24 protein-coding genes are annotated in these 26,136 nt (G+C 55.1%); 11 read left to right on the forward strand and 13 right to left on the reverse strand.

The genetic code is table 11. From position 1 onward, the window contains the following. The first annotated feature begins 5 nt into the window (after window positions 1–5). Window positions 6–500 carry an NADH-dependent FMN reductase RutF gene (rutF, locus tag ABLV08_RS23220; protein WP_020079167.1) on the forward strand — a complete coding sequence of 165 codons (495 nt, stop codon included), beginning with the start codon at window positions 6–8 and terminating at the stop codon, window positions 498–500. A gap of 21 nt (window positions 501–521) precedes the next feature. Further along, a complete protein-coding gene (gene rutG, locus ABLV08_RS23225) occupies window positions 522–1,844 on the forward strand; it encodes a pyrimidine utilization transport protein G (protein WP_047041790.1) in 1,323 nt (440 codons plus the stop codon). Between the two features lie 37 nt (window positions 1,845–1,881). Here the strand turns inward: rutG and ABLV08_RS23230 are convergent, their stop codons facing one another. Together ABLV08_RS23230 and ABLV08_RS23235 are read right to left on the reverse strand one after the other, a co-directional pair. Continuing rightward, a complete protein-coding gene (locus tag ABLV08_RS23230; RefSeq protein ID WP_126028712.1) occupies window positions 1,882–2,808 on the reverse strand; it encodes a DMT family transporter in 927 nt (308 codons plus the stop codon). Between the two features lie 157 nt (window positions 2,809–2,965). After that, the gene (locus tag ABLV08_RS23235) at window positions 2,966–3,139 is read right to left on the reverse strand and encodes a general stress protein (RefSeq protein ID WP_015367250.1); all 174 of its coding nucleotides are present in this window, start codon (window positions 3,137–3,139) and stop codon (window positions 2,966–2,968) included. 391 nt (window positions 3,140–3,530) lie between these two features. Between ABLV08_RS23235 and wrbA the strand changes: the two genes are divergently transcribed. Together wrbA and ABLV08_RS23245 are read left to right on the forward strand one after the other, a co-directional pair. After that, complete coding sequence (gene wrbA / locus ABLV08_RS23240) at window positions 3,531–4,127, forward strand: NAD(P)H:quinone oxidoreductase (RefSeq protein ID WP_015367251.1); 597 nt, start codon at window positions 3,531–3,533, stop codon at window positions 4,125–4,127. A 20-nt stretch (window positions 4,128–4,147) separates the two neighbouring features. Continuing rightward, complete coding sequence (locus tag ABLV08_RS23245) at window positions 4,148–4,375, forward strand: YccJ family protein (RefSeq protein WP_015367252.1); 228 nt, start codon at window positions 4,148–4,150, stop codon at window positions 4,373–4,375. 66 nt (window positions 4,376–4,441) lie between these two features. On the opposite strand, the gene agp is transcribed toward ABLV08_RS23245, so the two are convergent. Next, on the reverse strand, window positions 4,442–5,689 hold the full coding sequence (gene agp, locus ABLV08_RS23250) for a bifunctional glucose-1-phosphatase/inositol phosphatase (RefSeq protein WP_015704989.1): 1,248 nt from the start codon (window positions 5,687–5,689) through the stop codon (window positions 4,442–4,444). Window positions 5,690–6,131: 442 nt separating this feature from the next. Further along, window positions 6,132–6,356, reverse strand: coding sequence for a hypothetical protein (locus ABLV08_RS23255; protein ID WP_015704988.1), 225 nt, complete (start codon window positions 6,354–6,356; stop codon window positions 6,132–6,134). A gap of 265 nt (window positions 6,357–6,621) precedes the next feature. On the opposite strand from ABLV08_RS23255, the gene ABLV08_RS23260 reads away from it, so the two are divergent. After that, window positions 6,622–6,744, forward strand: coding sequence for a small membrane protein (locus tag ABLV08_RS23260; RefSeq protein ID WP_015367255.1), 123 nt, complete (start codon window positions 6,622–6,624; stop codon window positions 6,742–6,744). A gap of 96 nt (window positions 6,745–6,840) precedes the next feature. On the opposite strand, the gene ABLV08_RS23265 is transcribed toward ABLV08_RS23260, so the two are convergent. From ABLV08_RS23265 to ABLV08_RS23300, 8 genes are all read right to left on the reverse strand, one after another. Further along, window positions 6,841–8,220, reverse strand: coding sequence for a hypothetical protein (locus ABLV08_RS23265; RefSeq protein WP_046883747.1), 1,380 nt, complete (start codon window positions 8,218–8,220; stop codon window positions 6,841–6,843). Beyond that, entirely contained in the window at window positions 8,220–8,477 is a 258-nt protein-coding gene (locus ABLV08_RS23270) for a PAAR domain-containing protein (protein WP_049033930.1), read from the reverse strand. The genes ABLV08_RS23265 and ABLV08_RS23270 overlap by 1 nt, the downstream gene beginning before the upstream one ends. 13 nt (window positions 8,478–8,490) lie before the next feature. Continuing rightward, the gene (locus ABLV08_RS23275; protein ID WP_045411907.1) at window positions 8,491–9,177 is read right to left on the reverse strand and encodes a hypothetical protein; all 687 of its coding nucleotides are present in this window, start codon (window positions 9,175–9,177) and stop codon (window positions 8,491–8,493) included. Between the two features lie 2 nt (window positions 9,178–9,179). Further along, window positions 9,180–9,875, reverse strand: a complete 696-nt coding sequence (locus tag ABLV08_RS23280) for a hypothetical protein (protein ID WP_045360081.1) — start codon at window positions 9,873–9,875, stop codon at window positions 9,180–9,182. Window positions 9,876–9,884: 9 nt separating this feature from the next. Beyond that, complete coding sequence (locus tag ABLV08_RS23285) at window positions 9,885–12,026, reverse strand: hypothetical protein (RefSeq protein WP_334754776.1); 2,142 nt, start codon at window positions 12,024–12,026, stop codon at window positions 9,885–9,887. After that, window positions 12,026–14,536 carry a type VI secretion system tip protein VgrG gene (vgrG, locus tag ABLV08_RS23290; protein WP_149271245.1) on the reverse strand — a complete coding sequence of 837 codons (2,511 nt, stop codon included), beginning with the start codon at window positions 14,534–14,536 and terminating at the stop codon, window positions 12,026–12,028. Before vgrG ends, ABLV08_RS23285 begins: the two co-directional genes overlap by 1 nt. 270 nt (window positions 14,537–14,806) lie before the next feature. Next, window positions 14,807–16,198: an APC family permease gene (locus tag ABLV08_RS23295; protein ID WP_015367261.1), complete on the reverse strand. Its 1,392-nt coding sequence runs from the start codon at window positions 16,196–16,198 to the stop codon at window positions 14,807–14,809. A 351-nt stretch (window positions 16,199–16,549) separates the two neighbouring features. Further along, complete coding sequence (locus ABLV08_RS23300; RefSeq protein WP_015367262.1) at window positions 16,550–17,968, reverse strand: glutamine synthetase family protein; 1,419 nt, start codon at window positions 17,966–17,968, stop codon at window positions 16,550–16,552. Window positions 17,969–18,193: 225 nt separating this feature from the next. On the opposite strand from ABLV08_RS23300, the gene puuD reads away from it, so the two are divergent. From puuD to puuE, 5 genes are all read left to right on the forward strand, one after another. Continuing rightward, window positions 18,194–18,946: a gamma-glutamyl-gamma-aminobutyrate hydrolase gene (gene puuD / locus ABLV08_RS23305; RefSeq protein WP_161798760.1), complete on the forward strand. Its 753-nt coding sequence runs from the start codon at window positions 18,194–18,196 to the stop codon at window positions 18,944–18,946. Between the two features lie 25 nt (window positions 18,947–18,971). Continuing rightward, window positions 18,972–19,529, forward strand: a complete 558-nt coding sequence (puuR, locus tag ABLV08_RS23310) for an HTH-type transcriptional regulator PuuR (protein ID WP_002898590.1) — start codon at window positions 18,972–18,974, stop codon at window positions 19,527–19,529. Window positions 19,530–19,779: 250 nt separating this feature from the next. Beyond that, window positions 19,780–21,267, forward strand: a complete 1,488-nt coding sequence (puuC, locus tag ABLV08_RS23315; protein ID WP_149271243.1) for an aldehyde dehydrogenase PuuC — start codon at window positions 19,780–19,782, stop codon at window positions 21,265–21,267. Window positions 21,268–21,269: 2 nt separating this feature from the next. After that, on the forward strand, window positions 21,270–22,550 hold the full coding sequence (locus ABLV08_RS23320; protein WP_348856308.1) for an FAD-binding oxidoreductase: 1,281 nt from the start codon (window positions 21,270–21,272) through the stop codon (window positions 22,548–22,550). A gap of 46 nt (window positions 22,551–22,596) precedes the next feature. Next, window positions 22,597–23,862 (forward strand): 4-aminobutyrate transaminase, encoded by a 1,266-nt coding sequence (gene puuE / locus ABLV08_RS23325; protein ID WP_032707736.1) that lies wholly within the window; start codon window positions 22,597–22,599, stop codon window positions 23,860–23,862. Here puuE and ABLV08_RS23330 read toward each other — a convergent pair. Beyond that, window positions 23,849–24,844: a LysR substrate-binding domain-containing protein gene (locus ABLV08_RS23330; protein WP_015367267.1), complete on the reverse strand. Its 996-nt coding sequence runs from the start codon at window positions 24,842–24,844 to the stop codon at window positions 23,849–23,851. The genes puuE and ABLV08_RS23330 overlap by 14 nt on opposite strands. Before the next feature lie 82 nt (window positions 24,845–24,926). Between ABLV08_RS23330 and ABLV08_RS23335 the strand changes: the two genes are divergently transcribed. Beyond that, the gene (locus ABLV08_RS23335) at window positions 24,927–26,012 is read left to right on the forward strand and encodes a tartrate dehydrogenase (protein WP_015367268.1); all 1,086 of its coding nucleotides are present in this window, start codon (window positions 24,927–24,929) and stop codon (window positions 26,010–26,012) included. Window positions 26,013–26,136 lie beyond the last annotated feature (124 nt).

Here is a 26,136-nt window from a genome sequence, read left to right on the forward strand (position 1 = left end):
CGGTAATGAACGTAGCGGATCAACACAGTTTTCGTGACGCCATGGCCCATGTCGGCGCGGCGGTCAACATTATCACCACCGAAGGGCCTGCCGGGCGCGCCGGTTTTACCGCCAGCGCGGTATGCAGCGTAACCGATACCCCGCCGACGCTGCTGGTGTGCCTCAACCGTTCGGCTTCGGTCTGGCCGGTATTCAGCGAACATCAGGCCCTTTGCGTCAATACCCTCGCGGCCGGACAGGAGGCCCTGTCGACGCTCTTTGGCGGTAAAACGGCAATGGATGAGCGCTTTGCCGCCGCCGACTGGCAAACCGGCGCGACCGGCTGCCCGCGGCTGAAAGAGGCGCTGGTCAGTTTCGACTGCCGAATCGACCAGCGGCTACAGGTCGGCACCCATGACATTCTGTTTTGCCAGGTCGTGGCTATCGCCCGCCAGCCGGAACCGCGCGGCCTGATGTGGTTTGACCGCGGCTATCACACGCTTATGCGGCCCGTTTGTTAACCTCTCACCCGGGATATCATCATGGCACTCTTCGATTTTCCTCGCTGGCAGTTAACCACCCCCGCCGCGGATGCCGGCGTTGTCGCCCCGGATGAACGTTTATCCGCCGGGCAAACGCTGATCATGGGCGTGCAGCACGCCGTGGCGATGTTTGGCGCGACCGTATTGATGCCTTTATTGATGGGGATTGACCCCAACCTGGCTATCCTGCTGTCGGGGGTGGGCACTCTGCTGTTCTTTGTCGTCACCGGCGGCCGGGTACCGAGCTATCTTGGCTCCAGCGCCGCCTTCGTCGGCGTGGTCATCACCGTGACCGGCTTTACGGGCCAGGGGTTGAATCCTCATCTCAGCATCGCCCTCGGCGGCATTATCGCCTGCGGGCTGCTCTATACCCTGATCGGTCTGGTGGTGATGAAAATCGGTACCGGCTGGATAGAGCGACTGATGCCGCCCGCGGTAACCGGCGCGGTGGTGATGGCGATCGGTCTAAACCTGGCGCCGATTGCCGTGCACAGCGTTTCCGCCAACGCCTTCGACAGCTGGATGGCGATGCTGACGGTGCTTTGTATCGGCGCCGTCGCGGTCTTTACCCGAGGACTGCTGCAGCGTCTACTGATCCTGATGGGGCTTATTATCGCCTGTGCGCTCTATGCGCTGCTGGCCAACGGATTCGCTCTTGGTAAACCGCTGGATTTTGCACCTGTCGCCCAGGCGGCGTGGTTTGGCGTCCCGCACTTGACTTCCCCCACCTTTGACAGCCAGGCGATGCTGCTGATTGCGCCGGTGGCCATCATTCTGGTGGCGGAAAACCTGGGGCATTTAAAGGCCGTATCGGGAATGACGGGGCGCAATCTGGATCCCTGGATGGGGCGCGCGTTTGTCGGCGACGGGCTGGCGACCCTGCTTTCCGGCGCCTGCGGCGGTAGCGGCGTCACCACCTATGCGGAGAACATCGGCGTTATGGCGGTGACCAAAGTCTATTCAACGCTGGTGTTTGTCGCCGCGGCGCTGATCGCCATCCTGCTCGGCTTTTCGCCCAAGTTCGGCGCCCTGATTCATACGATCCCAGGCCCGGTCATTGGCGGCGCATCAATCGTGGTCTTTGGTTTGATTGCGGTCACCGGGGCGCGGATATGGGTGCAGAATCGGGTCGATCTCAGCCTGAATGCGAATTTAATCATGGTAGCGGTGACGCTGGTTCTGGGCGCAGGCGATTTTACCTTGTCGTTGGGGGGCTTTCGCCTGGGAGGGATTGGGACGGCGACTTTCGGCGCTATTTTACTGCATGCGTTGCTTAACCGCCGCCAGCATCAGGAAAAGGTGGCAAAAGCCACTACGGTATAATCAGGGTTCGCCCCGGCGACGCGCGCCGGGGCCATAATTAGGGCTCGCGCCGATCCGCAAGCTCTGGCGCTTCCTCTGCCGCAATCTGCGGCCGCGATTTTTTCTTCCACTTCAGCTCGCTGACCAGCACTCCGGCGAGAATAAACAGACAGCCCACCAGCGCCAACAGCGGCAGACGCTCGCCGGCGATACGACCAAACACGCCAGCCCAAACCGGCTCGCCGGTGTAAATCAGCGTCGCCCGCGTCGGCGATACGCTACGCTGCGCCCAGTTCATGGTGACCTGAATAATAGCGCTGAAAATCCCCAGTCCCAGCGCGACGGCCAGCAGTTCCGGGCGCATCGGCGGGATAGACTCCCCAGCCGGCGCCATCGCGGCAAAAGCCACCAGCGAGGCGGTCGCCAGCTGTACCACCGTCACCCGGCGCACATCGACCTGACGCGCCCACGCGCTGATTAAAATGATTTCGGCAGCGATAGCCACCGCGCTTGCCAGGGTAATCATTTCGCCAATCCCCAAAGCCAGCAGATTGTTTTCCGGCCCCGCCAGCAGGATCAGCCCGATAAACGCCAACACGATGCCCACGCAGGACATGACGCCAGGCATGCGCCCAAGACACAGCCACTGCAACAGCGGCACCAGCGGTACATACATGGCGGTAATAAACGCCGATTTACTGCTGGAGATGGACTGTAAGCCCCAGGTTTGCAGGCTGTAGCCGAGCGCAATCGCTACGCCGATTGCCACACCGGCCTTAACCTCAAGCCAGGTCAGGCCGCGTAACGTACGCAGCGACAGTAGCGCCACCGCCAGCGCGGCGGTGGCAAAGCGCAGGCCGACGAAGAAAAACGGCCCGCTAAAGTTCACGGCGTACTGTACGGCAAGAAAGGTACCGCCCCAGAACATGGTGATCACAATCAGGATCAGTTCCTGCGGCGTTATCGAGAGTTTGAGCGAAGACATGAGGCGACCAATAGCAATAAATAGCTAACCAGTTTCGCAGGCGCTTCAGGCCGAAAGCAACACCCATAGACAAAAAAACCGCCGACATACGTCGGCGGCGAGGGTGATGCGGCAGGGTCGGGGGAGATTAACACCGCATCATAAAAAACAGTCCCGGCTAGCTATTGCGATTGCCGTGACTATTTTTACCCCCTTTTTTGCCAGCTTCCGAGGCGCGTTGAGGATCGTTTTTAAAGTTCCCCCCGCTGTGCTGGCCACCTTTACGACCTGCTTCTGATGCTCTGGCACGATCTTCGGCAAAATTGCCGGAACCGCCACGATGGTTTGCCATTACTGACCTCCATTGGGTTTGACATCATATTGCATTAGGTGAGTTCTGGGCCTAAGCCCCCGCGGCATATGGCATGGCCATTATGCATCGCGTGCTTATAAGCGTAGTAAATGAAACTCATTCCCCAAGCAAATAGTCACATTCCGCAACATTTAATCGTCAAAACCAGACGCCAGCGGCGATCGCAACCGCTAAGCATTTCTTCTTACAGCTGAAATCAGCCCTGCGCAAAATGTATCTATTTGCTACGAGGCATGTTGCAAATTAATCTTTGCCATTTTGTTATAAATCAAACAAATGTTTGTTGGATTTGCACTCTGCGCCACAGGTCTTATCTTTATAGGTAGCCAGTCGTTTGGCTGGACAATTACGCAACCGAGGAGTGATGCAAATGGCTAAAATTCTGGTGCTTTATTATTCCATGTATGGACACATCGAAACCATGGCTCATGCCGTTGCCGAAGGGGCAAATAAAGTTGACGGCGTTGAGGTGGTTGTGAAGCGCGTGCCGGAAACTATGCAGGCTGAAGCGTTTGCCAAAGCAGGCGGGAAAACACAAAATGCGCCCGTCGCCACACCGCAGGAACTGGCGGAGTATGATGCCATCATCTTTGGTACCCCTACCCGTTTCGGCAATATGTCGGGACAGATGCGCACCTTCCTGGATCAGACCGGCGGCCTGTGGGCTTCCGGCGCGCTGTATGGCAAAGTCGCCAGCGTCTTTAGTTCAACCGGTACCGGCGGCGGCCAGGAGCAGACAATTACCTCAACCTGGACTACCCTTGCCCATCATGGGATGATCATTGTGCCGATTGGCTACGGCGCGCAGGAGCTGTTTGATGTCTCCCAGGTGCGCGGCGGCACGCCATATGGCGCAACCACCATCGCAGGCGGCGACGGCTCCCGTCAGCCAAGCCAGGAAGAGCTGGCTATCGCTCGCTACCAGGGTGAGCACGTCGCCAATGTAGCTGTGAAATTACACGGCTAACCTTCAACAGGAGGAGTTGCATGCCGAATCAAGAAGCGAAGGCCCACCACGTGGGCGAATGGGCAAGCTTACGTAATACCTCTTTGGAAATCGCCGAAGCCATTTTCGAACTCGCGAATTACGATGAAAAGCTGGCGGAGAAAATTTGGGAAGAAGGCAGCGATGAGGTGCTGTCGCGAGCTTTCGCCAAAACCGATAAAGACAGCCTCTTCTGGGGCGAACAGACCATCGAACGTAAAAACGTCTGATAGCGCAATTGCGCGGGCATTGCGCCCGCGCTCATTCATCACCCGGACTGCTCCGGGTTTTTTGTTTTATTTTGCCGCCTCGTTCATGACCTTTTTGAACGTCTCCAACGGGCAGAATCCCTGGTCATCAACCGGACAACCGTTAAGCGCCAGCGTGACCCGCTGCGGTGGAGATTGCAGGCTCAAAGCATCCGCGTTGCGCAGCTGTTCAGTGCTTTGATAGACATACTCAATCTTCATTAAATCGCGATTGCTGCCGCTATCGTGCCAGCGCTGGAACAGCAGCTTGCCGCCGATGGGGGTGCGCTCATACTGGCCGGGTAACTGGTAGGGTTTAAAGTCCAGCGCCGTCAGCAGCGAAGCGATGTTGGAATCATGCCCGACCAGCAGCGTCACTTTCGCCTTAGCGGCGCCATCGCCCACCAGCGCATTATCGATATATTTAACCAGCGGCTTAGCGACGTTGCGCGCCACTTCCGCGGAAGTAAACAGACTATCCTGATAGCCATTTTTCAGCTTTGACAGCACCTGCCACTGCTTATCGCTGGCAATTTCGCCCCACGCCACCTGATCCTTCGGAAAACCTTCGTAGTACTGCAGGGTGAAGGCATCCACCAGCGAGTTACCGACCTTCAGCGGCCCGGAAACACCTGGCTCCTGCTGATATTTGGCGCTAAAGGTATCTTTACCGTCGCTAAGCGAGCAGACATGCTTTTCTTTACAGGATGGCGAATTACGATAGTCGGTCATCTCTTCCAGCAGCTTGTAGCTCTCAGCGAGCTGCATCCCCTGACGCTCTTTTTCCATTGCCTGCACCGCTTTTTGCGCGAATTCGGCTGAATCGTCAGTAATGACCGGGTTGAACGTGGGATCCATCGTTCCCATCTGCGGCTGATGATGCACAGGCACCCCGCAGCCAGGGAAAGCGCCGGTAATAAAGAACTGCGCGGTGGCGACGGTGCGCTGCAGGCTATTAGCATAGGCGTAGACGGCATTTTCCGGCGGGCATTCGCCGCTGGTCACCAGCTTCTGCTGCGCCAGCCACTCACGCATATAGTGGCCCATATAGACCTCCAGCACGCCGCCTTTGGTGGTTAACTGGCCGCCTGGCACATCCCACTGCGGCCAGGATTTCGGCGTCGACTGCTCAAGTACGCTGCCGTTATTGGCCAGCGGCGCGCGCAGGTTGTGGCGGCTCATGATCAGCACCTGTTGCAGTTGATACCCTTCCGGCGCAACGGCGTCCTGCGCCTGGGCGCCGGCGGATAACAATACGGCCCCGGCCACCGCGGCGGCGAGTAGACTTTTTTTCATCCCTTCATCCTCAGTCATTTATTATCATCGCCATCATTGTGACGGATTTATGACATTCTTGCGGGCAATGGCTCACAAACTGAGGCGTCGGTCGCTTTTTTAACACTTCAGAGATGGCCGGGAGCGGCAGATTCAGGACCGTAGATACGGTTATCGGTTGGCAACTTTCTTAAGGAGTTTTCCCGGACGCGGCGCGTTGCGCCTTCTCCGGGCTACCAAATCGCACAGCGCTGTAGCCCCGGTAAGCGGCAGCGCCACCGGGGATTTGAGGCCGCAACACCGGCAGTTTCAGCCTGCATGGTGAATAAATTAACGGCAGGTCGCCCGGATAAAGCGCAAGCCATAACCCGCGAGTACCTCAGTTGGTATGATCTTAACCGCTACCGAAGGCATAAAACAGAGTCAGGATGAGTGTCGCAGAGGGAGTGGCGAAAGCGGCTACCTATTCCGGTAATGGCACCGCCGCCAGCGTACAAATCGCTTCATGTTCGCCGCCCCGGCGGTCGACCATCACCACTTTATCTCCGGCCTTTTTACCTTCGCAGGGTTTTAACACCTGCTCGACAATTCGTTCGCGAACCTGTTGGCTTTCCGACTGCGCCCAACTGGCAAAAGCCGTCAGCATAAGCGCCGAAGCAAGCAGGCCGGCGAGACTTGTTTTAAACATGCATTACTCTCAGAAAATTCTCATTCAACGGTTAGCGTAACAGCCGCAATCCAATCCGTCTGTAAAATGACTTAACGGAGTGTTACATCAGACGCTAAGGCGCGCACATAGCGTCACAATACATTAACAGCATCAATATTTTAACATAATGAGCCATGCTGGATGCCTTTGGCACTTTTAGGTCATCTTTCGGAAACATCCCGATGTTATCGTCTTCGTGAGGCGTTATTTTTTCTTCTGTTTAAACAAATTATTAGGTTAATTTATGTCGGGTTTCTTGCTCTTTATCGTGGCGATCGCTCTACTGGGTGTCGCCGTTTACAGCCTGGTGTCTTACATCAAAGAACGTCGCGCCGGTCAGTTGCCAACCGATAAAAAAAAGAAATAACTTCACTTTGCCAATCTTTACACCCGGGCTGCGTATTACCAGGGAAGAAGCCGATCTCATGGTCGGCTTCTTCCCGTCTATACAATAAGATTCAGCTCAATACCCCATATGTTGATATGCCTTATTGACGGCTAAAACAGTCAATGACAAACCAGCGCCAAAAGCGATAATTGCAGGAATGGCTATACTCGCCACGATCCACAGCGTAGAGATATGTTCAGGTTTAGGCGTAAAACTCACATTATAAAACAGCCACGAAATCATCAGGCCTCCCGATACTATAACGCTGTGCACAACAGGTGGTATCGTATGGCCCCACTTAGCTTTGTCGGGTAAATTCGTCTTCTTTGAAGACAAGGAAGTAATAGCAAACTTGTTATTTTCAGATGTCGCCACCAGCTGCTCGCCTTGCGCATATCTAACGGCATCGGCAGCCAGCGCCAAAGCCAGCCATCGATAACCGGCACTCTTTTCCCCTAGTGAGGCCTCCATATCCAGGCGTTCTGACGCCAGATTTTTTGCATCTAACGCCTGCAATAATGGGTATTTATCCACTCTGGACAATCCTGTATACCACAGTGTTTTAGGTGCAATAACGGACTCAACCTCCAGATAGACCGGCATCTTTTCTTCTACATCAGTAACGCCGGACATCGGCTGATAAAGATATACCGGCTTTTCGCCTGCTCCTCTGACATAGTGATTAGTGAACAAAAACGCACAGGCGCTTTCCATGCTTTTAGAATCGCTATCTTCTTCATGCATATCGACAGTAATGACGATTCGGTTAATGACGTTGTCATCGGGCGCAGCGATCCATTTATCCACCATGCCGTACTCCGGACACTCGGTAAGGTATTCGATTTCACAGGCGTTGGCGTTAGGGATATTCAGATGCTCCAGCACCCTCCTCAATGCATCTACACAGAAGTTATCTCCCCCACGTACCCAGACGATAATTTCAATTCCGCGGTAATTATTACCGTTCAACATCATAGCCATTGGGGTAAGCAATTTCGTGAAAATTTGCTCATTACGGGTCTGCTCGAAAAGATCTTCAATTTCTATCCTGAGAGGGGTTTTCGGCGCTAACGGAAACTCTCCCTCCAGTTTCAGCATATTGAGCGCAGGCTGTTCTAAAGGGGTTAGAGTAGTCCAGGCGGCTAGCGCGATATTTTTTCGGGCATAGGTTTTAAGCTCCACCTCCCAGGATTTGGCAATATATTTGCGTATTTCTGCGTAACACACTGTCGCACTCAATACCATCTTCACGAAGAACAATATCGTGGTCAAAACACAGGCAGGAAGTAATACGGAAGGAATGAAGAACTCACACGTGACCGGTTTATTTTCAGGCCAGACTAGCGCCTGTATAAACAGGCATACCGCGATAAGCGCTACATAAATCATCACGACAGCCAATACAGGCATCTCATCCTGAATATCTTCCTGCTCAGAATATAGCCACCATTCCATTACACCGCTCCCGCAGTTTGTAGCGTCGTTCGTATCGCGCATCCACATTCAGCTTTACAGCCATCCACCACCACACCGCGACCGTTCATCGTCCAAAAGGGGTGGCACTCAGTAATACCGAAAGTCCCTTTGTGCGTAGCACACTGAACTTTGTCACCTTTTAGGGTGACAGGGGCTCCCATAAATTCAGCACCGGATGATGTGATCACTTTTCCTCCGCCCGCCAGCGGATCATTTAACCTAATGACACCTTTCATTATTTTTGCTCCCTTAACGTCCTGCATCCATATCACAACGCATATGATCCCAACCGGTATAGCCTTTTACTTCGGGTACTCTGTCGGGGAGCCCCTGGTAGTTGGTGTGGAATTTTGCCGTATCGTTCTCAAGTCCTTGTTTGGTCATATAAACCATCCCCCATGACCAACCTGGAAACTGGGGGGTTATAGTGTGAGTTTCCCCTTCAATGACATATTGGATACCCGGGCCACCAGCCGCCAGACGCGGATCGTCGAACGGTTTGGACGACATATACAGTCGGTGCTTCGTCTGCAAAAAACCCTGGTCGTTGACGACGGTGAAAGAGAGAACATCATCTCGAGGGGGAGAATTCATCCCATCCGGCTCGTTATAACCCGGCGAATATCCGACAGGACTCCAGGTTTGACCGTTATCTTTCGAGACAATAAACCCATCTATTTCCCAGTTAGGAATAGCAATATAGCGATCAGAAGGGTGGATAAATTTTTTGGTAAAAATTCGATAGAACTGACTTACCGGCTCGGTATGAATCCCCCTCAGTGTATCCGTGTACCAGAGTTCGCCTTCACAGCCCCACCCCTTCAGCTCCAGATAGCGGTGGTCATCGAAACGATAAATAACCTGCGTCGGCGGCTGTTGCGCCTGACATCCAACGGCCATAAGCATGGCCGCCAGAGCGGTGAATAATCCTTTCATGGCTATCTCCCCGCATCCATATCACAACGCATATGATCCCAACCGGTATAGCCTTTTACTTCGGGTACTCTGTCGGGTAGCCCCTGGTAGTTGGTGTGGAATTTTGCCGTATCGTTCTCAAGTCCTTGCTTCGTTATGTAATCCATACCCCACGAAGGCCCCGGGGATTGCGGAGTAATAGTGTGAGTTTCCCCTTCAATGACATATTGGATACCCGGGCCACCAGCCGCCAGACGTGGATCGTCGAACGGTTTGGACGACATATACAGTCGGTGCCTGGTCTGCAAAAAACCCTGATCGTTGACGACGGTGAAAGAGATAAGGTCATCATATGGAGGGGACGAATCACCGTTTGGCTCATTTTCTCTGGGAGCAAATGAGGATGGATACCACGTTTTTCCGTAGTCCTTTGACACTATAAACCCCGCGGAATCCCAAGTTGGCAGCGCAATGTAACGCTCAGACGGATGAATAAATTTTTTAGTATATATTCTGTAAAATTGGCTAACTGGTTCGGTGTGAATCCCCCTCAGTGTATCCGTGTACCAGAGTTCGCCCTCACAATCCCAGCCTTTCAGCTCCAGATAACGGTGGTCATCGAAACGATAAATGACCTGCGTCGGCGGCTGTTGCGCCTGACATCCAACGACCATAAGTATGGCCGCCAGAACAGTCCCTGATGTGTATCTCTGCTTCATAAATATTCCCTAGATATCGAGCGCTGACCGTTGGTTTCCGATACCCAGTTCCCTGTCACTTTTGGGTTTCGGCATCTCCCACTGCAGGTTTGCCACTTCCTGATTACCGGCAGCCAGGTCGCGGGATGGCCTCACCCTGGTCGCATTGTTAAATTCGTTTACTACCCCAAAATCCCCTTTCGGCAATATCTCGTCAGGCTTGTTCATGTAGAATTTCGTTTCCTGAAGGTTTAACTTTCCATTCTGGTAGTATTCTTTAGCCTGAGGGTATTTATTCAAAGGATCGCGCCAGTCTGCACGATGCAGTAGATCTTCCCAGAACTTACCCGCTTTATAGTCAAATGAACGACATGGACCAATTGCCAGGTCAAACGCCATAGCATGGGATGGGGCAAATTCGCTCATAACGATCGATGAGTGCTGGCTGTAACCCACCGGGTCGGCTTTCTGCCATTCGTTTTCAAGCTCTTCGCGAGGTTTAAGCCATGTCAGCGTAAGTTGAGAAAAGTCTTTCGTTCCAATGACCTCACCATGAATAACTTCTACCTTTCGCTCATAGCTTTCCATTTTCAGCTCATCCGCCGTCAGAATATGGCCAGGGCGCCAACTCAGGCTTGCGTAACGGCTAAGCGAATAGGTGGCGCTGCGAGTTCGTTTGATAGCGTAGGCTTTTGCTGAATAGGAGATATAGGCATCCGGACTGTCCGGATCGATATACGCGGTATACGGTTTATCGCTCGTTTTCGGATCATTGTCCGGATGGTTATCCTGCCCCTGCAGTTTAAAGACGAACGGCTGCGGCAGTTCTTCTCCATTAACGATAACATCATGCGCGGTATAAGCCGTGTTGGTGAGAGAGCTATATTCCGCATCCCCTTTATGTGATGGCGGTAACTCAAAAGGCTTTCCGGTCGGGGCGATTCCGGTCTGCCCATGCTGATAGAACACCCGTTGATATAGATTGGGAATAGCACTGGCTATGTTCATGGGGATCCCCCGCCAGCCAATTCCCTGAATATTCTTCAGCGATACCGTGCCATCGTTTGGACAGAAATAGTTATAGACCTTGCCATTATTGTCCCGACGGTACTTTTCATCCTGCCGCAGTGGGCTATCTGACGCTTTTCGTAACGTACAGGCCCCTTCCATTGCCAGCAGGTTAGCTTCTGATATTTCACCTCCTTTGTACTGAGTTGCCATCAACGCACAAAAATTTTTAAAGGTCGTTTGCCGGGCGTTATCCGTCTGGTGGTGCCCGGGCTGAATATCTTCACTCAGACGCCCTTCCAGCGAATACGGCGAATGGTTCAAAATGACACAGTTAACTGGATCATATCCGGCCTGCTTTACCAGCATATTTGCCAGCATGGTGATGATCGTACCCTGACTATGCGCGACGATGTTAATTACATCATTTGCCGTCGTCAGATCACGTCGGATTGTCAGGATTAAATCGGCCAGACGTTGCGCGGCAAAAAACTGATAAATACGATGTGGATTAGGGAAAATAGGGTGCGTAAAATCACCGCCGTTCATGTACAGCGTGCTAAATCCAGCTGCGGCTAGCGCTACCCCTCCCGCACCCGGTCCGAGCATATCCGGGATGTTCGTTGTGGCGTTCGCGAACGTCCCGCCCCCTTTGGCAAAGTTAACATCAAGGGCATTTTTAAAGTTGTCGTTCTGGTACTTAAACCTACCTTTGCCATCGTTACCCAGTTCAGCTTTCTTATCGGCGTTATCTTCCTGGTAAGCGTCAAACGGCAGGTGCGCGCTGTCTTGTAGCGTGCTGACCTCATTCCGGTAACGCTGTTGATCGCCCATGTACTCTTCACGCGTGACAGGCTTATACCCCCAATAGAACGGGATGATGGGTGAACGGCCGGGAACGGTGATTCGGTAGTCTTTCCATTCGTGGGCATAAAAATCCGGCCGATTAAGCCGTTTCTTCAGTCCGGCAATAATCCCCTTCTCCTGATTCTGGTACGCCTCGCCGACGTCGTTCACGCCATGGACCAAAATCACTATCCCCGGCATCGGTCGGGGAATGCCAACCCTGCAGGTCTGCGCCTCCAGCCCCAGTGATTTATGCACTCCTACATCATTCTCAGACACAATACGCGGGCAATACGGCTTCTTTTTCTCGACAGTCATTACAGTACCTCCAGTTTGTACGAATCAAGATCGGCCGAATCGAGCAATGGAGAGCAACCATTGCTGTCCGTCTCGCCCTCGAGCACTTCGCCGGTTGAGCTCTTGAGCCTGAAAGGACGATTCGCCAGAACCTGTTCCGGATCGTCAGAAGCATGCAGTTGATAGCGACGCGTAAAGGTTCCTTTATCAAAGGCAGGTGCTTGCACCTGCGCGCTTTCTGGCCCCAGATACCTGAGATTCGGCCCTTTAATATCGACCCCGACAGGAGAGAAAATCTCAACCTGGCCATCAGGGCTGATACGGATCCCGCCGCCTCCGCACACCAGTTGTATGCCCTGTTTGGCGCTGCCATGCAGTCTCCCGTCCGTACTGGTTAGCGTAAAATCCTGCTGAGAGAGCATATGTATGGCGCCGCGCTGCGCCTGCGTGGTGATATCCCCGGCGCCGGCAACCATCTGAATACCTAGCTTGCGGGCAAACAATGAGAGTTTTTCGCCAACGGCCAGCGAGAATTTCTTCATCACGTTCATACTGGCGTGACGACCTGCCGTCGTAATCACATCCTGTCCGGCGGACAGTTGCAGACTTTCCGGGGTCACATGCGCCTGTCCTTGCCCGCCATAGGTCAGCAGAGCTGCACCGCTGAGTCTATTCAGCGTCTGGCCGAGCGTATTTTGCCGATCGGTATCCACATTACTGGCGCCGGCCGTTAGTGCGCTTTGTTGCAATGTCATTGCCAGCGAGAGCGCTTTTTCCAGTTGCGTAATCGCGGCGGTCATATCCAACTGCTGCCCCTGGGCCCGCGGCTGCGCTTGCGTGGTGATCATCACCCCCTTTGCCGCACGCAAAGCCATCCAGTCATCGGTACGGGCCTCCAGCCCTTCCCCGCGTTTTTTTCCTTCCGCATCGACAAGGTGGCCCAGATTGAGTTGCCCCTTGCCGTGCTCCGTCGAAATCTTGATATGCTCCTTACCCCGGCGGTCCTCCAGACGGATTTTGTTCAGCGCTGCCGTGCGGATAATATTGCGGGTATCATTACGGTTTGTGACCAGATCGGGGCGAGCGCCGTCATGCATCACATGCGCAATGAAGGGCCTGTCCGGGTCGCCACCTTCAAAGGCAATGGCAACTTCCGTCCCATCCAGCAACGGAAAATGAAAACCGTAAGTGTCGCCGGCGTACGGCCTGCCCAGCCGGACGAGTGCGCTTTCAAAGCCGCTGCGTTTTTCATTGAGATCAAAATCAAACTTCACGCAGTAACGCCCCCTGGCATCCACCCCGGCATACGTTTTATCCCTTCCGATAGAGGCCACCCGCGCGGGCACCGTACCGGCAATGACAGGTCGCGACAGAGACTCCGGTCGAAAGTTGTATCCTGACAGATACGGAATGCCGGCGAGCTGCGCGTGATAATGCCGGGCTCGACTGCCCGTAATCGTCATGGTGGTAATCAAAAAACCCGGTTTGAAGCCGTCTGGTACCGGCCCAGTAAGGTGAAACATAACGCCAGGCCGCAGCGCCGGATCGCTGGTTGTTGCACTGAGCCGGCTCTGCTCATTCAGTAGACGTTCATAGCGTAGGCGGGCGTAAAACGTGGCCGTCTCAGCTTCTGTTGCGTGAAAATCGCCGTCTGCGAGGTAATGATCGGCGTAGTGATACTCTCCCCCGGACGTAATCCCCTCCGGGATATCATTATTGATAATGGTTTTAATAGCTTGTGGAGAATACGGATCGCGATAGTTGTAGGTGCGTACTAATACCTGTTCAGGAATCAGCGAGTGCTGCTCTTCCAGATCGGTCACATACTCGTCATAGCTGGTCATCCCGGAATAGCGGACGTAGGGGAGTTTTTTATCGCGGTAAATGTATCGACTGTCAGAGTCAGCAAAAATCACCACGGTTTCCGTCTGAACCTTATGGTGATTCTCAAAACGAAACCAGATGCCAATTTCAGCCAACAGCCGACGAATAAACTGCAGATCCGTTTCTTTCCACTGAATAATCATTTCCCTTCGAGGATAGGTGTAACTCAGCCTGTCGAAATCGATATTATACCCTTTGAAGTAGCCGCTATTTTTCATGAGTTGCGTAACAACTTCCGGCACGGTGACATCCGTATACACCGCTGAGCGATAATTTTTATCCAGCAGCGCAAGCTCATGCTCCAGCACGCACTCATATAGCGCCTCATCTGAGGACGACTTCAGGCGGGTAAATTGTGTTATAACGCCGTTAATCTGACGTACCGGCACCCAGGCTGCCTCGTTCTGCCAACGCGCGTTCGGATTAGGCGCCCGAAGATAAAACCGCGCGATCTGATTGAGAACAGCTCCGGCCGGAATATTGTCATCGGCACTGGTAAAACGGATGGTATAACGATACGGTTTGCTGAGCGTCTCTTCGCCTATAAAAGAATGCACATCGACAGCCGTACTTTTGCTTCGCGGAAAGTAAAGCAAATAACGGTTTAATGTATCCTGTAATTGAATTATTTTAGTTTGTTCTGTCATAACCAAATATCCTTTTGATAAAACAGCACTGACCAAAAATAATACGCCCAGCAACACAAAATTAAAATATAAGTTTATTACCCCATAATATATAATATTACCGGCCCATTATATTCACAGCGGAAATAAAAACCGTTCATTTAAAGTCGACAAAAAAACAAAAGATGGGGTAAAAGCAGATATTCAAGTCATTAAAAAGGGCTCCATGATAAACATGGAGCCCTTTTTCGACATCAGGCCTGGCTGCCTTGTTGTCGTGGTAACAGCAAATTACGACTCCCAGGCCTGCTCCGCTTTCGTCGCGTCAAACTGCGGCGGCGGTTTACGGAAACGGCGGGTCAGGTAGGTCAGATAAAGCAATCCCAGCGCGGCCCACACCAGCCCCAGCGTCAGCGAGGTCGCCTCGAGGTTCAACCACAGCACCCCCACGGTCAGGGCGCCGACCATTGGCAACAGCAGATAGTGGAAGCGATCTTTCCAGGTTTTGTTATACCCCTTGCGCCGCCAGAAGTGGTTGTATACCGAGAGATTAACGAAGGTAAAGGCCACCAGCGCGCCGAAGTTGATAAGCGCCGTCGCGGTCACCAGGTCGAAGAACAGCGCCGACAGCGCGACGATGCCCACCATAATCACGTTCAGCGCCGGGGTACGCCATTTCGGATGCACATAGCCGAAAATGCGTTCCGGGAAGACGTTATCCCGGCCCATCACGTACAGCAAGCGCGACACGCTGGCGTGTGACGCCAGGCCCGATGCCAGGGTATTAACAAAAGTGGTGCACAGGAAAATCGACTGGAACAGCTTGCCGCCGACATACAGCGCAATTTCCGGCAGCGCGGCATCCGGATCTTTAAAGCGATGGATATCCGGGAAGAACAGCTGCATAAAGAACGAGGCGACGATAAAAATAATGCCGCCGTACATCGCGGTAAGGAAGATGGCCTTCGGGATCACCCGCGCGGCATTCGGGGTTTCTTCAGAAAGCGTGGTAACGGCGTCAAAGCCGAGGAACGAGAAGCAGACAATCGTCGCGCCGGTAATAATCGGGATCAGATGCGCATTCTCGCTGATAAACGGCTGCAGCGACCAGACGGTGCCAACGCCCTCGCCTTTATGCAGCCCTTGTACCACCAGAATCACAAACACCACCATGATGGAGATCTGCACCAGCACGAACAGGGTATTGAAGTTGGCCACCAGGTTAACGCTTTTCAGATTCGCCGCGGTCAGAATGGCGACAAAGGTCACCACCCACACCCACGGCGGCACTTCCGGAAACAGCGCGGAGAGGTAGATCTTCGCCAAAAGGACGTTAATCATCGGCAGGAACAGATAGTCGAGCAGCGAGGACCAGCCGACCATAAAACCGATGTGCGGGCTAATTGATTTTTGCGCATAGGTGTAGGCCGAGCCCGCTTCCGGGAACTGGCGCACCAGCTTGCCGTAGCTGATGGCGGTGAACAGCACTCCAGCCAGCGCCAGCAAATACGAGGCCGGAACGTGGCCATTGCTGATACCGGAAACGATGCCGAAGGTATCAAACACCGTCATGGGGGTTAGATAAGCCAGCCCCATCATTACCACTTGCCACAGTTTGAGCGATTTACGCAGACGCGGTTTCCCCGCCTGAGCGGCGTTTTCTGCAGGAAGATTAGCAGCCATGACGCATTCCCCCCATGCCGACGACAGTTTGCGGGCACAAAGACCGGGTAACAAACCTGCTTAGCAAGGGGGTAAGGCGTAAATAAAAGGGTAAGACGGACCGATGAACGGCGGTAAGTTGGCATCCAATGCGGCCAAAGAGGCCCCCTTCTCCCTGCGGATATTTGAACATCTGCATCATCTCATTTCCTCGTCACACACTGTGTCGTTAACTGAAGCCCCGTTGCCGCCTGCGCTCCTTAACGCGACATCCGGGAAATGGCTGGGCTCCCAGCAAAAAAGAACGACCAGGCTCCGCTCAGGCCGTATGATGCTACCGATTAAACTAATGCGCCCCTTACGGGGCGAACATCAGGCGTTTTTCAACATCCACTCAATTTCCGTTTCTGTGATAAGACGCTCGAACTGCAGTAACTCATCATTCTTACAGGCGTGGTAAACGTGGCAGAAACGCTCGCCAAGACGCTCCCGCAGATGATCGTTTTGCATAAACTCCCACAGGGCGTCGCTCTGGCGGATCGGGAACGGCAAGCCTTCTTGTTCCAGACCGTTACCTTCCACCTCGTCCTGCAGCGGCAGCGGGTTATCCAGCCCGTGCAGGATACCGGCGAAAATCGCCGCCATCACCAGATACGGGTTGGCGTCCGCCCCGGCTACGCGGTATTCAACGCGGTGGTTATGCCGATCGCCACACGGAATGCGCAGCGCTACCGTACGGTTGTTATGCCCCCATGACGCCTGCGTCGGCACATACATGCCCGCCTGGAAGCGACGATACGAGTTCACGTTCGGCGCCAGCAGCGCCATCGACGCCGGCATCAGATCAATCATCCCGGCCAGCACGCGTTTCAGCAGGGCTGAATCCTCGCCGTCCGCATCCGCCAGCACGTTTTCGCCCTTATTGTTTTGCATGCTGATATGGATATGCATCCCGCTACCCGCATGCTCTTCATAAGGTTTCGCCATAAAAGTGGCGTGCATCTTATGCTTCTCCGCCATTAAACGCACGAGACGTTTTAATGCCAGCGCATCATCGCACGCATCCAGCACGTTATCGGTGTGGTGGAGGTTGATTTCGAACTGCCCCGGAGAGGCTTCGGCCACCGCGCCATCCGCCGGGATCAGCTGTAACTGGGCCAGTTCGTCAATATCATTCAGTACATCGGCAAAATGGTTGAGGTTATCAACGGAATAGACCTGGCTTTGGGTATTACGGTCGTCGGTGCCGGGCGCGCACGGCGGCTGCAGGTAGCCTTCGGCATCGCGTTTGCGATCGAGTAAATAGAACTCCAGCTCTACCGCTACCACGGGGAACAATCCGCGCTGGCGGAGCTGCTGCCAGAGGCGGTTGAGTACGTTCCGCGGCTCAACGTCAAAGGGAGCGCCATCTTCATCAACCATGGTCAACAGGACCTGGCCGATGTATTCCGGATCGGCTGCCGAAGGGGTCAACGTGCCCAATACCGGGACACAGCTGCGGTCCGGTTCGCCCATATCCTGGCCAAGCCCGGCCTCTTCCACCACGTTGCCGAGAATATCCATCGCGAAAACGGACGCCGGGAAGTAGCAGCCCTTCTCCAGCTTGCTGAGGCTGGCGACCGGAATGCGTTTGCCGCGGAAGCAGCCGTTCAGGTCTGTGAGGAGTACATCGACATACTGAGTGTTGGGGTAGGTTTCGAGGTAGCGCTTCACTTCTTTAGCGAACGCGCTTACCCGTCTCTCTTCCGTCTGCTGAACAAAATTCTCAACTTCTACGATATTGGTATCCATGATTCACCGCCGTTGTTTTAGTTTTCGGACCCTGACTGAAAACGTCAAATATAATGTCCACCCTTCGAATGTGTATGCAAACAAAATGTTTGTCAAATGTTAAATTAAGTTTGCAAACGGCTATTTCCACTGCTAGATTGAGAAAATATTGAACGATATGGCCGTTTATCAGCCACTGGCGGTCATAATTTAGTCCACTTTGTGAGGGCGATCATGGAAAATATAATGTACAAGCCAGTTATTGGCGTCGTGATGTGTAGAAACAGGCTTAAGGGTCACCAGACCCAGACTCTGCAAGAAAAGTACCTGAATGCCATTGTTAACGCTGGCGGACTGCCGATTGCCCTGCCGCACGCGCTGGCCGAGCCGGAACTGCTGGATGCGTTAGTCGATAAACTGGACGGGATCTACCTGCCAGGCAGCCCCAGCAACGTGCAGCCGCACCTTTATGGTGAAAACGGCGATGAGCCTGACGCCGACCCCGGGCGTGATCTTCTGAGCATGGCGCTAATTAACGCCGCGCTCGAAAGGCGCATCCCCATTTTCGCCATCTGCCGAGGGCTGCAGGAACTGGTTGTCGCCACCGGCGGGACTCTGTATCGTCGTCTGTTTGAACAGCCGGAACTGCTGGAGCATCGCGAAGATCCTGAACTACCGGTGGAGCAGCAGTATGCGCCGTCCCACCAGGTGGAGGTGCAGGAAGGAGGTTTACTTTCTCAGTTAATACCGGGCTGCAACACGTTTTGGGTAAACTCGCTACACGGCCAGGGCGCAAAAACGCTGGGTTCGCGTCTGCGCGTGGAGGCCCGTTCACCGGATGGGCTGGTTGAGGCGGTCAGCGTCAACGACCACCCTTTCGCGCTGGGCGTGCAATGGCATCCTGAATGGAACAGTAGCGAATACGCCCTGTCGCGTATGTTGTTTGATGGTTTTATCACCGCCTGTCAGAGCCATGTCGCCGAAAAGCGGCGGCTCTGACCACTACAGTTAAGGAAATGCAAATATGAGCGATGACGGACTGGCGCCAGGGAAACGTCTGTCAGAGATCCGCCAACAGCTGGGTCTTTCACAGCGTCGTGCCGCCGAACTGTCTGGGTTAACACATAGTGCCATCAGCACCATAGAGCAGGACAAAGTCAGTCCTGCCATCAGTACGCTGCAAAAGCTGCTGAAAGTATATGGGCTGTCGCTCTCGGAATTCTTTTCTGAACCCGAAAAGCCGGATGAACCGCAGGTCGTCATTAATCAGGACGATCTTATCGAAATGGGGAGTCAGGGCGTTTCAATGAAACTGGTTCATAACGGAAATCCGAACCGTACGCTGGCGATGATTTTTGAAACTTACCAGCCTGGGACCACAACCGGGGAGAGAATTAAGCATCAGGGTGAGGAGATAGGCACCATACTGGAAGGTGAGATCGTGCTGACGATTAACGGTCAGTCGTACCACCTGGTGGCTGGACAGAGCTATGCCATTAATACCGGCATCCCTCATAGCTTCAGCAACACCTCGGCAGGTATCTGCCGCATTATCAGTGCCCATACCCCCACCACATTCTGATTTCTTAGCCTGAGCAGGTTTCAGGCTTTCTTCAGGCCTGTCACGGCGGATGTAATATTTCCGCCGCGGCGAAGAACTCGCAGTACTAATACCTGCGCAGCGCGGAAATCTTATTTCCTGCTGGCCCAAAGATAATTAACGCCAGTGAATGGCGAAGAGACGGTTTTCTACCCCGGGGACGCCCTGCGCCCTGAGCAGCCTGAAAACGCCGAACCCTATATTTTGCCGATGATGTTTTTAAGGAGTCATGATGAATTTTCAGCACCTGGCTTACTGGCAGGAAAAAGCGAAAAAACTGGCCATTGAAACGCGCTTATTTATTAACGGCGAATATTGCGCCGCGGCCGATAATACCACCTTTGAGACTATCGACCCTGCCGCACAGCAGACATTAGCGCAGGTCGCCCGCGGTAAAACAGCCGACGTCGAACGGGCAGTGAAAGCCGCGCGTCAGGCTTTTGATAACGGCGACTGGTCGCAGGCCTCTCCGGCCCGGCGTAAAGCGGTTCTCACGAAATTTGCTGACCTGATGGAAACCCATCGTGAAGAGCTGGCACTGCTGGAAACGCTCGATACCGGCAAACCGATTCGCCACAGCCTGCGCGACGATATTCCCGGCGCCGCCCGCGCCATTCGCTGGTACGCCGAAGCGCTGGATAAAGTTTATGGCGAAGTGGCGCCCACCGGCGGCAACGAGCTGGCAATGATCGTTCGTGAACCGATTGGCGTGATTGCCGCGGTGGTGCCGTGGAACTTCCCGCTGCTGCTGGCCTGCTGGAAACTCGGCCCGGCGCTGGCGGCTGGTAATAGCGTAATCCTCAAACCCTCGGAAAAATCGCCGCTCACCGCCCTGCGTCTGGCAGGGCTTGCGAAAGAAGCCGGACTTCCGGACGGGGTGTTAAACGTGATCAGCGGCTTTGGCCACGAGGCCGGGCAGGCGCTGGCGCTGCATCCTGACGTTGAAGTCATCACCTTCACCGGATCCACCCGTACCGGCAAACAGCTGCTGAAAGATGCCGGCGACAGCAATATGAAGCGCGTGTGGCTGGAAGCGGGCGGTAAGAGCGCCAATATCGTCTTCGCCGACTGTCCGGATCTGCAAAAAGCGGTCAACGCCACCGCCGGCGGTATCTTCTATAACCAGGGGCAGGTCTGCATCGCCGGCACCCGCCTGCTGCTGGAAGAGAGCATCGCCGACGAGTTCCTGGCATTACTGAAAGCACAGGCGCAAAACTGGCAGCCGGGTAATCCGCTCGATCCCGATACCACCATGGGAATGTTAATTGATAACGCCCATGCCGACAGCGTGCACAGCTTTATCCGCGGCGGTGAAACCAAAAGCACGCTATTCCTCGACGGGCGCAAAAATCCGTGGCCTGCCGCCGTCGGCCCGACCATTTTCGTTGATGTCGACCCGGCCTCAACCCTCAGCCGCGAAGAGATCTTCGGCCCGGTGCTGGTCGTCACGCGCTTCAAAAGCGAAGAAGAGGCGCTGCAGCTGGCCAACGACAGCGACTACGGTCTTGGCGCCGCGGTGTGGACCCGCGATCTGTCGCGCGCCCACCGCATGAGTCGCCGCCTGAAGGCCGGCTCGGTCTTCGTCAACAACTACAACGATGGTGATATGACCGTCCCGTTCGGCGGCTATAAGCAGAGCGGCAACGGGCGCGATAAATCGCTGCACGCGCTGGAAAAATTCACCGAACTGAAAACCATCTGGATTGCTCTGGAGTCTTGATCATGACTGAACATACCACTAGCTACTACGCCGCCAGCGCCAATAAATATGAACCGTTCCCGACGCTGGAGGAATCAATCACCTGTGATGTCTGCGTCGTCGGCGGCGGCTACACCGGCCTCTCCTCGGCCCTGCATCTGGCCGAAATGGGTTACGACGTGGTGGTGCTGGAAGGCGCGCGTATCGGCTTCGGCGCCAGCGGCCGTAACGGCGGACAGCTGGTTAACTCCTATAGCCGCGATATCGACGTTATTGAGAAGAACTACGGCCCGGATGCGGCCAAAATGCTCGGCAGCATGATGTTCGAAGGCGGCGATATTATTCGCGAGCGCATTCAGCGCTACCAGATCCAGTGCGATTACCGCCCAGGCGGCCTGTTTGTGGCCATGAACCATAAGCAAATGGAAACGCTGGAAGAGCAAAAAGCCAACTGGGAGCGCTACGGCAATACCCAACTGGAGCTGCTCGACAGCCATGCCATTCGTCGCGAAGTAGACAGCGACCGCTACGTCGGCGCCCTGCTCGACCACAGCGGCGGCCATATTCACCCGCTGAACCTCGCCATCGGCGAAGCGGACGCCATTCGTCTTAACGGCGGCCGGGTGTATGAGCAGTCGCTGGTGACCCGAATTCAACACACCAGCCCGGCGGTGGTCAGTACCGCGCGCGGCCAGGTAACCGCGCGCTACGTGATCGTCGCCGGTAACGCCTATCTCGGCGACAAGCTTGAGCCGGAACTGGCGAAACGCAGTATGCCGTGCGGCACTCAGGTGGTGACCACCGCACCGCTGGGAGAAGAGTTAGCCCGCTCGCTGATCCCGAAAAACTACTGTGTCGAAGATTGTAACTACCTGCTGGACTACTACCGTCTTACCGGCGACAACCGCCTGCTGTATGGCGGCGGCGTGGTCTACGGCGCCCGTGACCCGGACGACGTAGAGCGGCTGATTATGCCGAAGCTGCTGAAAACCTTCCCGCAGCTGCAGGGGGTGAAAATTGACTACCGCTGGACCGGCAACTTCCTGCTGACCCTGTCGCGTATGCCGCAGTTCGGCCGTCTGGATAACAATATTTACTACATGCAGGGCTACAGCGGTCACGGCGTGACCTGTACCCATCTGGCCGGACGCTTGATTTCAGAACTGCTGCGCGGCGATGCCGAGCGCTTCGATGCTTTTGCCAAACTGCCGCACTACCCGTTTCCGGGCGGGCGCAGCCTGCGAATTCCTTTTACCGCCATGGGCGCCGCCTACTACAGCCTGCGCGACCGCCTTGGGGTCTGATTTGCCGTTCGGTTCCGTGATTAACTTTTGCTAAAGGGTGTTTATTATGAGCAACAATGAATTCCATCAGCGTCGTCTTTCCGCTACCCCGCGCGGGGTGGGCGTTATGTGCAACTTCTTTGCCCAGAGCGCGCAAAACGCCACCTTGACCGATGTCGAAGGCAATGAATATATCGATTTCGCCGCCGGCATCGCGGTGCTGAATACCGGCCATCGCCATCCGCGGATGGTCGCCGCGGTTGAACAGCAGCTACAGCAATTTACCCATACCGCCTATCAGATCGTGCCTTATGAAAGCTATGTGTCGCTGGCGGAGAAGCTCAACGAACTGGCGCCGGTCAAAGGCCCGGCAAAAACCGCCTTCTTCTCTACCGGCGCGGAAGCGGTCGAAAACGCGGTGAAAATCGCCCGTGCCCATACCGGACGTCCGGGCGTTATCGCCTTCGGCGGCGGTTTCCATGGCCGTACCTATATGACGATGGCGCTAACCGGTAAGGTCGCGCCGTACAAACTGGGCTTCGGGCCGTTCCCCGGCTCGGTATACCACGTGCCGTACCCGTCAGCGCTGCACGGTATCAGCACCGCCGATTCGATTACCGCCCTTGAACGCCTGTTCAAAGCCGATATCGAAGCCAAACAGGTGGCGGCGATTATTTTCGAACCGGTACAGGGCGAAGGCGGTTTTAACGTCGCGCCGAAAGAGCTGGTTGCCGCAGTACGCCGCCTCTGCGATGAGCACGGCATCGTGATGATTGCCGATGAAGTACAGAGCGGCTTTGCCCGCACCGGTAAATTGTTCGCCATGGATCACTATGTCGATAAACCGGATCTGATGACGATGGCCAAAAGCCTGGCGGGCGGCATGCCGCTTTCCGGCGTGGTTGGTAACGCGCAGATTATGGATGCCCCGGCGCCGGGCGGCTTAGGCGGCACCTACGCCGGCAACCCGCTGGCGGTGGCGGCCGCACATGCGGTGCTGGATATCATTGATAACGAAGCGCTGTGCGAGCGCGCCCAGTTCCTCGGCGAGCGCCTGCTGGCGACGCTACAGGAAGTTAAGGGCTGGTGTCCGGCGCTGGTGGAAGCGCGCGGCGTGGGTTCGATGATCGCCGCCGAGTTCTTCGATCCGGCGACCGGCGAACCGTCGGCGGCGATTGCGCAGAAAATCCAGCAGCAGGCGCTGGAGCAGGGTCTGCTGCTGTTGACCTGCGGTCAGTATGGCAACGTTATTCGCTTCCTCTATCCGTTGACCATCCCGGATGCCCAATTCTCCCGCGCGCTGACGATTCTGCAGAGCGTCACTCGTCTGTAACGCCCTCCGCCGGCGGCGCTGGTCGCCGGCTGTTTTCCTCGCTGCTGACGATACACTGCTGGGGATAGTGTTGCTGAAAATAGTGGCGCAGAAACTCCACGGTGGTGCGAATTTTGGCTGAGGTCGCCAGCCGCGACACGTAGACCGCCCAGACGTTGGCGGGCTGGAAGTAGTCCGGCAGCACGTGCACCAGATGGCCGCTGGCGATATTTTCACTGACATCCCACCATGAGCGTAACGCAATGCCCTGCCCATCCAGACACCACTGATGCACAATCTCTCCATGGTTGGAGGAGAGCGGCCCGGTCACCTTGATCGCGTGCTGACCCTCTTTGCTATGCAATTGCCAGACGCCAAACGGATGGTCGCGCTCTTTAATCACCAGACAGGGCAAGGTAGCCAGATCGCTAAGCTGCTTCGGCTGCGGATGGCGGGCAAGAAACTGCGGCGACGCGCAGAGAATACGGTGGTTGGTCGCCAGCTTGCGGGCAATCAGATTCGGCGCGATATCGTCGCCGACGCGAATATCGAGATCCACCCCTTCATTGACTAAATCCACCAGCCGGTCCTGGACATCGAAGCGCAGCTCAAGTTGTGGGTACTGGCGCGCCAGCGCCGACAGCGCCGGCGCCACCACCCGACGGCCAAAACCAAAGCTGCTAATAATACGCAGCGTTCCCTGCGGTACCTGACGCACGTCGGAAAGCTCGTCCATCATCTCATCCACATCCTGCAGAATGCGCTGCGCCCATTCGTAGATCCGCTCCCCCTCTTCGGTAATGGTGACCCGACGGGTGGTACGGTGCAGCAACATCACATGCAGGGTTTGCTCCAGCAGCGAAACCCGCTTGCTGACGAACGCCGGTGAGACGCCAAGCTCCTCGGCGGCGGCGGCAAAACCGGCCCGGCGAGCGACCAGCATGAACACGCGTAAATCATTTAGCAGCGGCAGATTATTCATGATCTGTGTTTTATGTTTCACCAGTTAGCGTGATTAATTATGAACCAGTCAATTATAGGATAGGCAGGTGGTCAAACATCATCGCTAAAAAGTGAGAACCGGAATGAAAAAAACCTGTCGTATTGCCGCCATCCCCGGTGACGGAATTGGTAAAGAAGTTCTGCCTGAAGGTATTCGCGTGCTGCAAGCCGCCGCGCAGCGTTGGGATCTGTCGCTGAGCTTCGAGCAGATGGAGTGGGCAAGCTGCGAATATTACGCCCATCACGGCAAGATGATGCCGGACGACTGGCGCGAGCAGTTGCAGGGCTTCGATGCTATCTATTTCGGCGCCGTCGGCTGGCCGGATACCGTCCCCGACCATATCTCGCTTTGGGGGTCGCTGCTGAAGTTCCGCCGTGAGTTCGATCAGTACGTCAACCTGCGCCCGGTGCGCCTGTTCCCCGGCGTCCCCTGTCCGCTGGCAGGTAAAAAGGCCGGCGACATCGATTTTTACGTGGTGCGCGAAAATACCGAAGGCGAATATTCCGCCCTCGGCGGTCGCGCCAATGAAGGCACCGAGCATGAAGTGGTGATTCAGGAGTCGGTCTTCACCCGCCGCGGCGTTGACCGAATCCTGCGCTACGCCTTTGAGCTGGCGCAAAGCCGCCCGCGCAAAACGCTGACCTCAGCAACCAAATCTAACGGTCTGGCGATCAGCATGCCCTACTGGGATGAGCGCGTGGAAGAGATGGCCAAAAGCTATCCCGAGATTCGCTGGGACAAGCAGCATATCGATATTCTCTGCGCCCGCTTCGTGCTGCAGCCGGAACGTTTCGACGTGGTCGTCGGCTCCAATTTGTTTGGCGATATTCTGTCGGATCTCGGCCCGGCCTGTACCGGCACTATCGGTATTGCGCCGTCGGCTAACCTGAACCCAGAGCGGACCTTCCCGTCGCTGTTCGAACCGGTTCACGGGTCGGCACCGGATATTTACGGTAAAAATATCGCCAACCCGATCGCCACCGTTTGGGCCGGGGCGATGATGCTCGATTTCCTCGGAAACGGCGACGAGCGCTACCATGCCGCGCACAACGGCATTCTGGCGGCGATAGAGCAGGTGATCGCCAGCGGGCCGAAAACCCCGGACATGAAAGGCAACGCCTCAACGCAGCAGGTCAGCGACGCTATCTGCAAGGCCATTTTGGCGTAATTACTCCGGCCGCCCCCCGGTGGCGCTGCGCTTACCGGGGCTACAATGGCACGCTCATGTAGATATCGCATCGGTTTGCAACGGTTTTGGTCCGGGAAAAACATGTGCTTTGTGTTAATTCAGA

The organism is Klebsiella sp. CN_Kp088 (assembly GCF_040064335.1).
GTDB lineage: Bacteria > Pseudomonadota > Gammaproteobacteria > Enterobacterales > Enterobacteriaceae > Klebsiella > Klebsiella aerogenes.

Excerpts from the sequence above, each read along its gene's own strand:
- wrbA (WP_015367251.1), top strand. The coding sequence starts at position 3,531 with ATGGCTAAAATTCTGGTGCTTTATTATTCCATGTATGGACACATCGAA.
- ABLV08_RS23295 (WP_015367261.1), bottom strand. The coding sequence starts at position 16,198 with ATGGCTGCTAATCTTCCTGCAGAAAACGCCGCTCAGGCGGGGAAACCG.
- agp (WP_015704989.1), bottom strand. The coding sequence starts at position 5,689 with ATGAAAAAAAGTCTACTCGCCGCCGCGGTGGCCGGGGCCGTATTGTTA.
- ABLV08_RS23300 (WP_015367262.1), bottom strand. The coding sequence starts at position 17,968 with ATGGATACCAATATCGTAGAAGTTGAGAATTTTGTTCAGCAGACGGAA.
- ABLV08_RS23230 (WP_126028712.1), bottom strand. The coding sequence starts at position 2,808 with ATGTCTTCGCTCAAACTCTCGATAACGCCGCAGGAACTGATCCTGATT.
- ABLV08_RS23280 (WP_045360081.1), bottom strand. The coding sequence starts at position 9,875 with ATGAAGCAGAGATACACATCAGGGACTGTTCTGGCGGCCATACTTATG.
- rutG (WP_047041790.1), top strand. The coding sequence starts at position 522 with ATGGCACTCTTCGATTTTCCTCGCTGGCAGTTAACCACCCCCGCCGCG.
- vgrG (WP_149271245.1), bottom strand. The coding sequence starts at position 14,536 with ATGACAGAACAAACTAAAATAATTCAATTACAGGATACATTAAACCGT.
- ABLV08_RS23275 (WP_045411907.1), bottom strand. The coding sequence starts at position 9,177 with ATGAAAGGATTATTCACCGCTCTGGCGGCCATGCTTATGGCCGTTGGA.
- rutF (WP_020079167.1), top strand. The coding sequence starts at position 6 with ATGAACGTAGCGGATCAACACAGTTTTCGTGACGCCATGGCCCATGTC.
- ABLV08_RS23285 (WP_334754776.1), bottom strand. The coding sequence starts at position 12,026 with ATGACTGTCGAGAAAAAGAAGCCGTATTGCCCGCGTATTGTGTCTGAG.
- ABLV08_RS23265 (WP_046883747.1), bottom strand. The coding sequence starts at position 8,220 with ATGGAATGGTGGCTATATTCTGAGCAGGAAGATATTCAGGATGAGATG.
- ABLV08_RS23270 (WP_049033930.1), bottom strand. The coding sequence starts at position 8,477 with ATGAAAGGTGTCATTAGGTTAAATGATCCGCTGGCGGGCGGAGGAAAA.
- puuD (WP_161798760.1), top strand. The coding sequence starts at position 18,194 with ATGTACAAGCCAGTTATTGGCGTCGTGATGTGTAGAAACAGGCTTAAG.
- ABLV08_RS23255 (WP_015704988.1), bottom strand. The coding sequence starts at position 6,356 with ATGTTTAAAACAAGTCTCGCCGGCCTGCTTGCTTCGGCGCTTATGCTG.
- ABLV08_RS23245 (WP_015367252.1), top strand. The coding sequence starts at position 4,148 with ATGCCGAATCAAGAAGCGAAGGCCCACCACGTGGGCGAATGGGCAAGC.
- puuC (WP_149271243.1), top strand. The coding sequence starts at position 19,780 with ATGAATTTTCAGCACCTGGCTTACTGGCAGGAAAAAGCGAAAAAACTG.
- puuE (WP_032707736.1), top strand. The coding sequence starts at position 22,597 with ATGAGCAACAATGAATTCCATCAGCGTCGTCTTTCCGCTACCCCGCGC.
- ABLV08_RS23235 (WP_015367250.1), bottom strand. The coding sequence starts at position 3,139 with ATGGCAAACCATCGTGGCGGTTCCGGCAATTTTGCCGAAGATCGTGCC.
- ABLV08_RS23260 (WP_015367255.1), top strand. The coding sequence starts at position 6,622 with ATGTCGGGTTTCTTGCTCTTTATCGTGGCGATCGCTCTACTGGGTGTC.
- puuR (WP_002898590.1), top strand. The coding sequence starts at position 18,972 with ATGAGCGATGACGGACTGGCGCCAGGGAAACGTCTGTCAGAGATCCGC.
- ABLV08_RS23320 (WP_348856308.1), top strand. The coding sequence starts at position 21,270 with ATGACTGAACATACCACTAGCTACTACGCCGCCAGCGCCAATAAATAT.
- ABLV08_RS23335 (WP_015367268.1), top strand. The coding sequence starts at position 24,927 with ATGAAAAAAACCTGTCGTATTGCCGCCATCCCCGGTGACGGAATTGGT.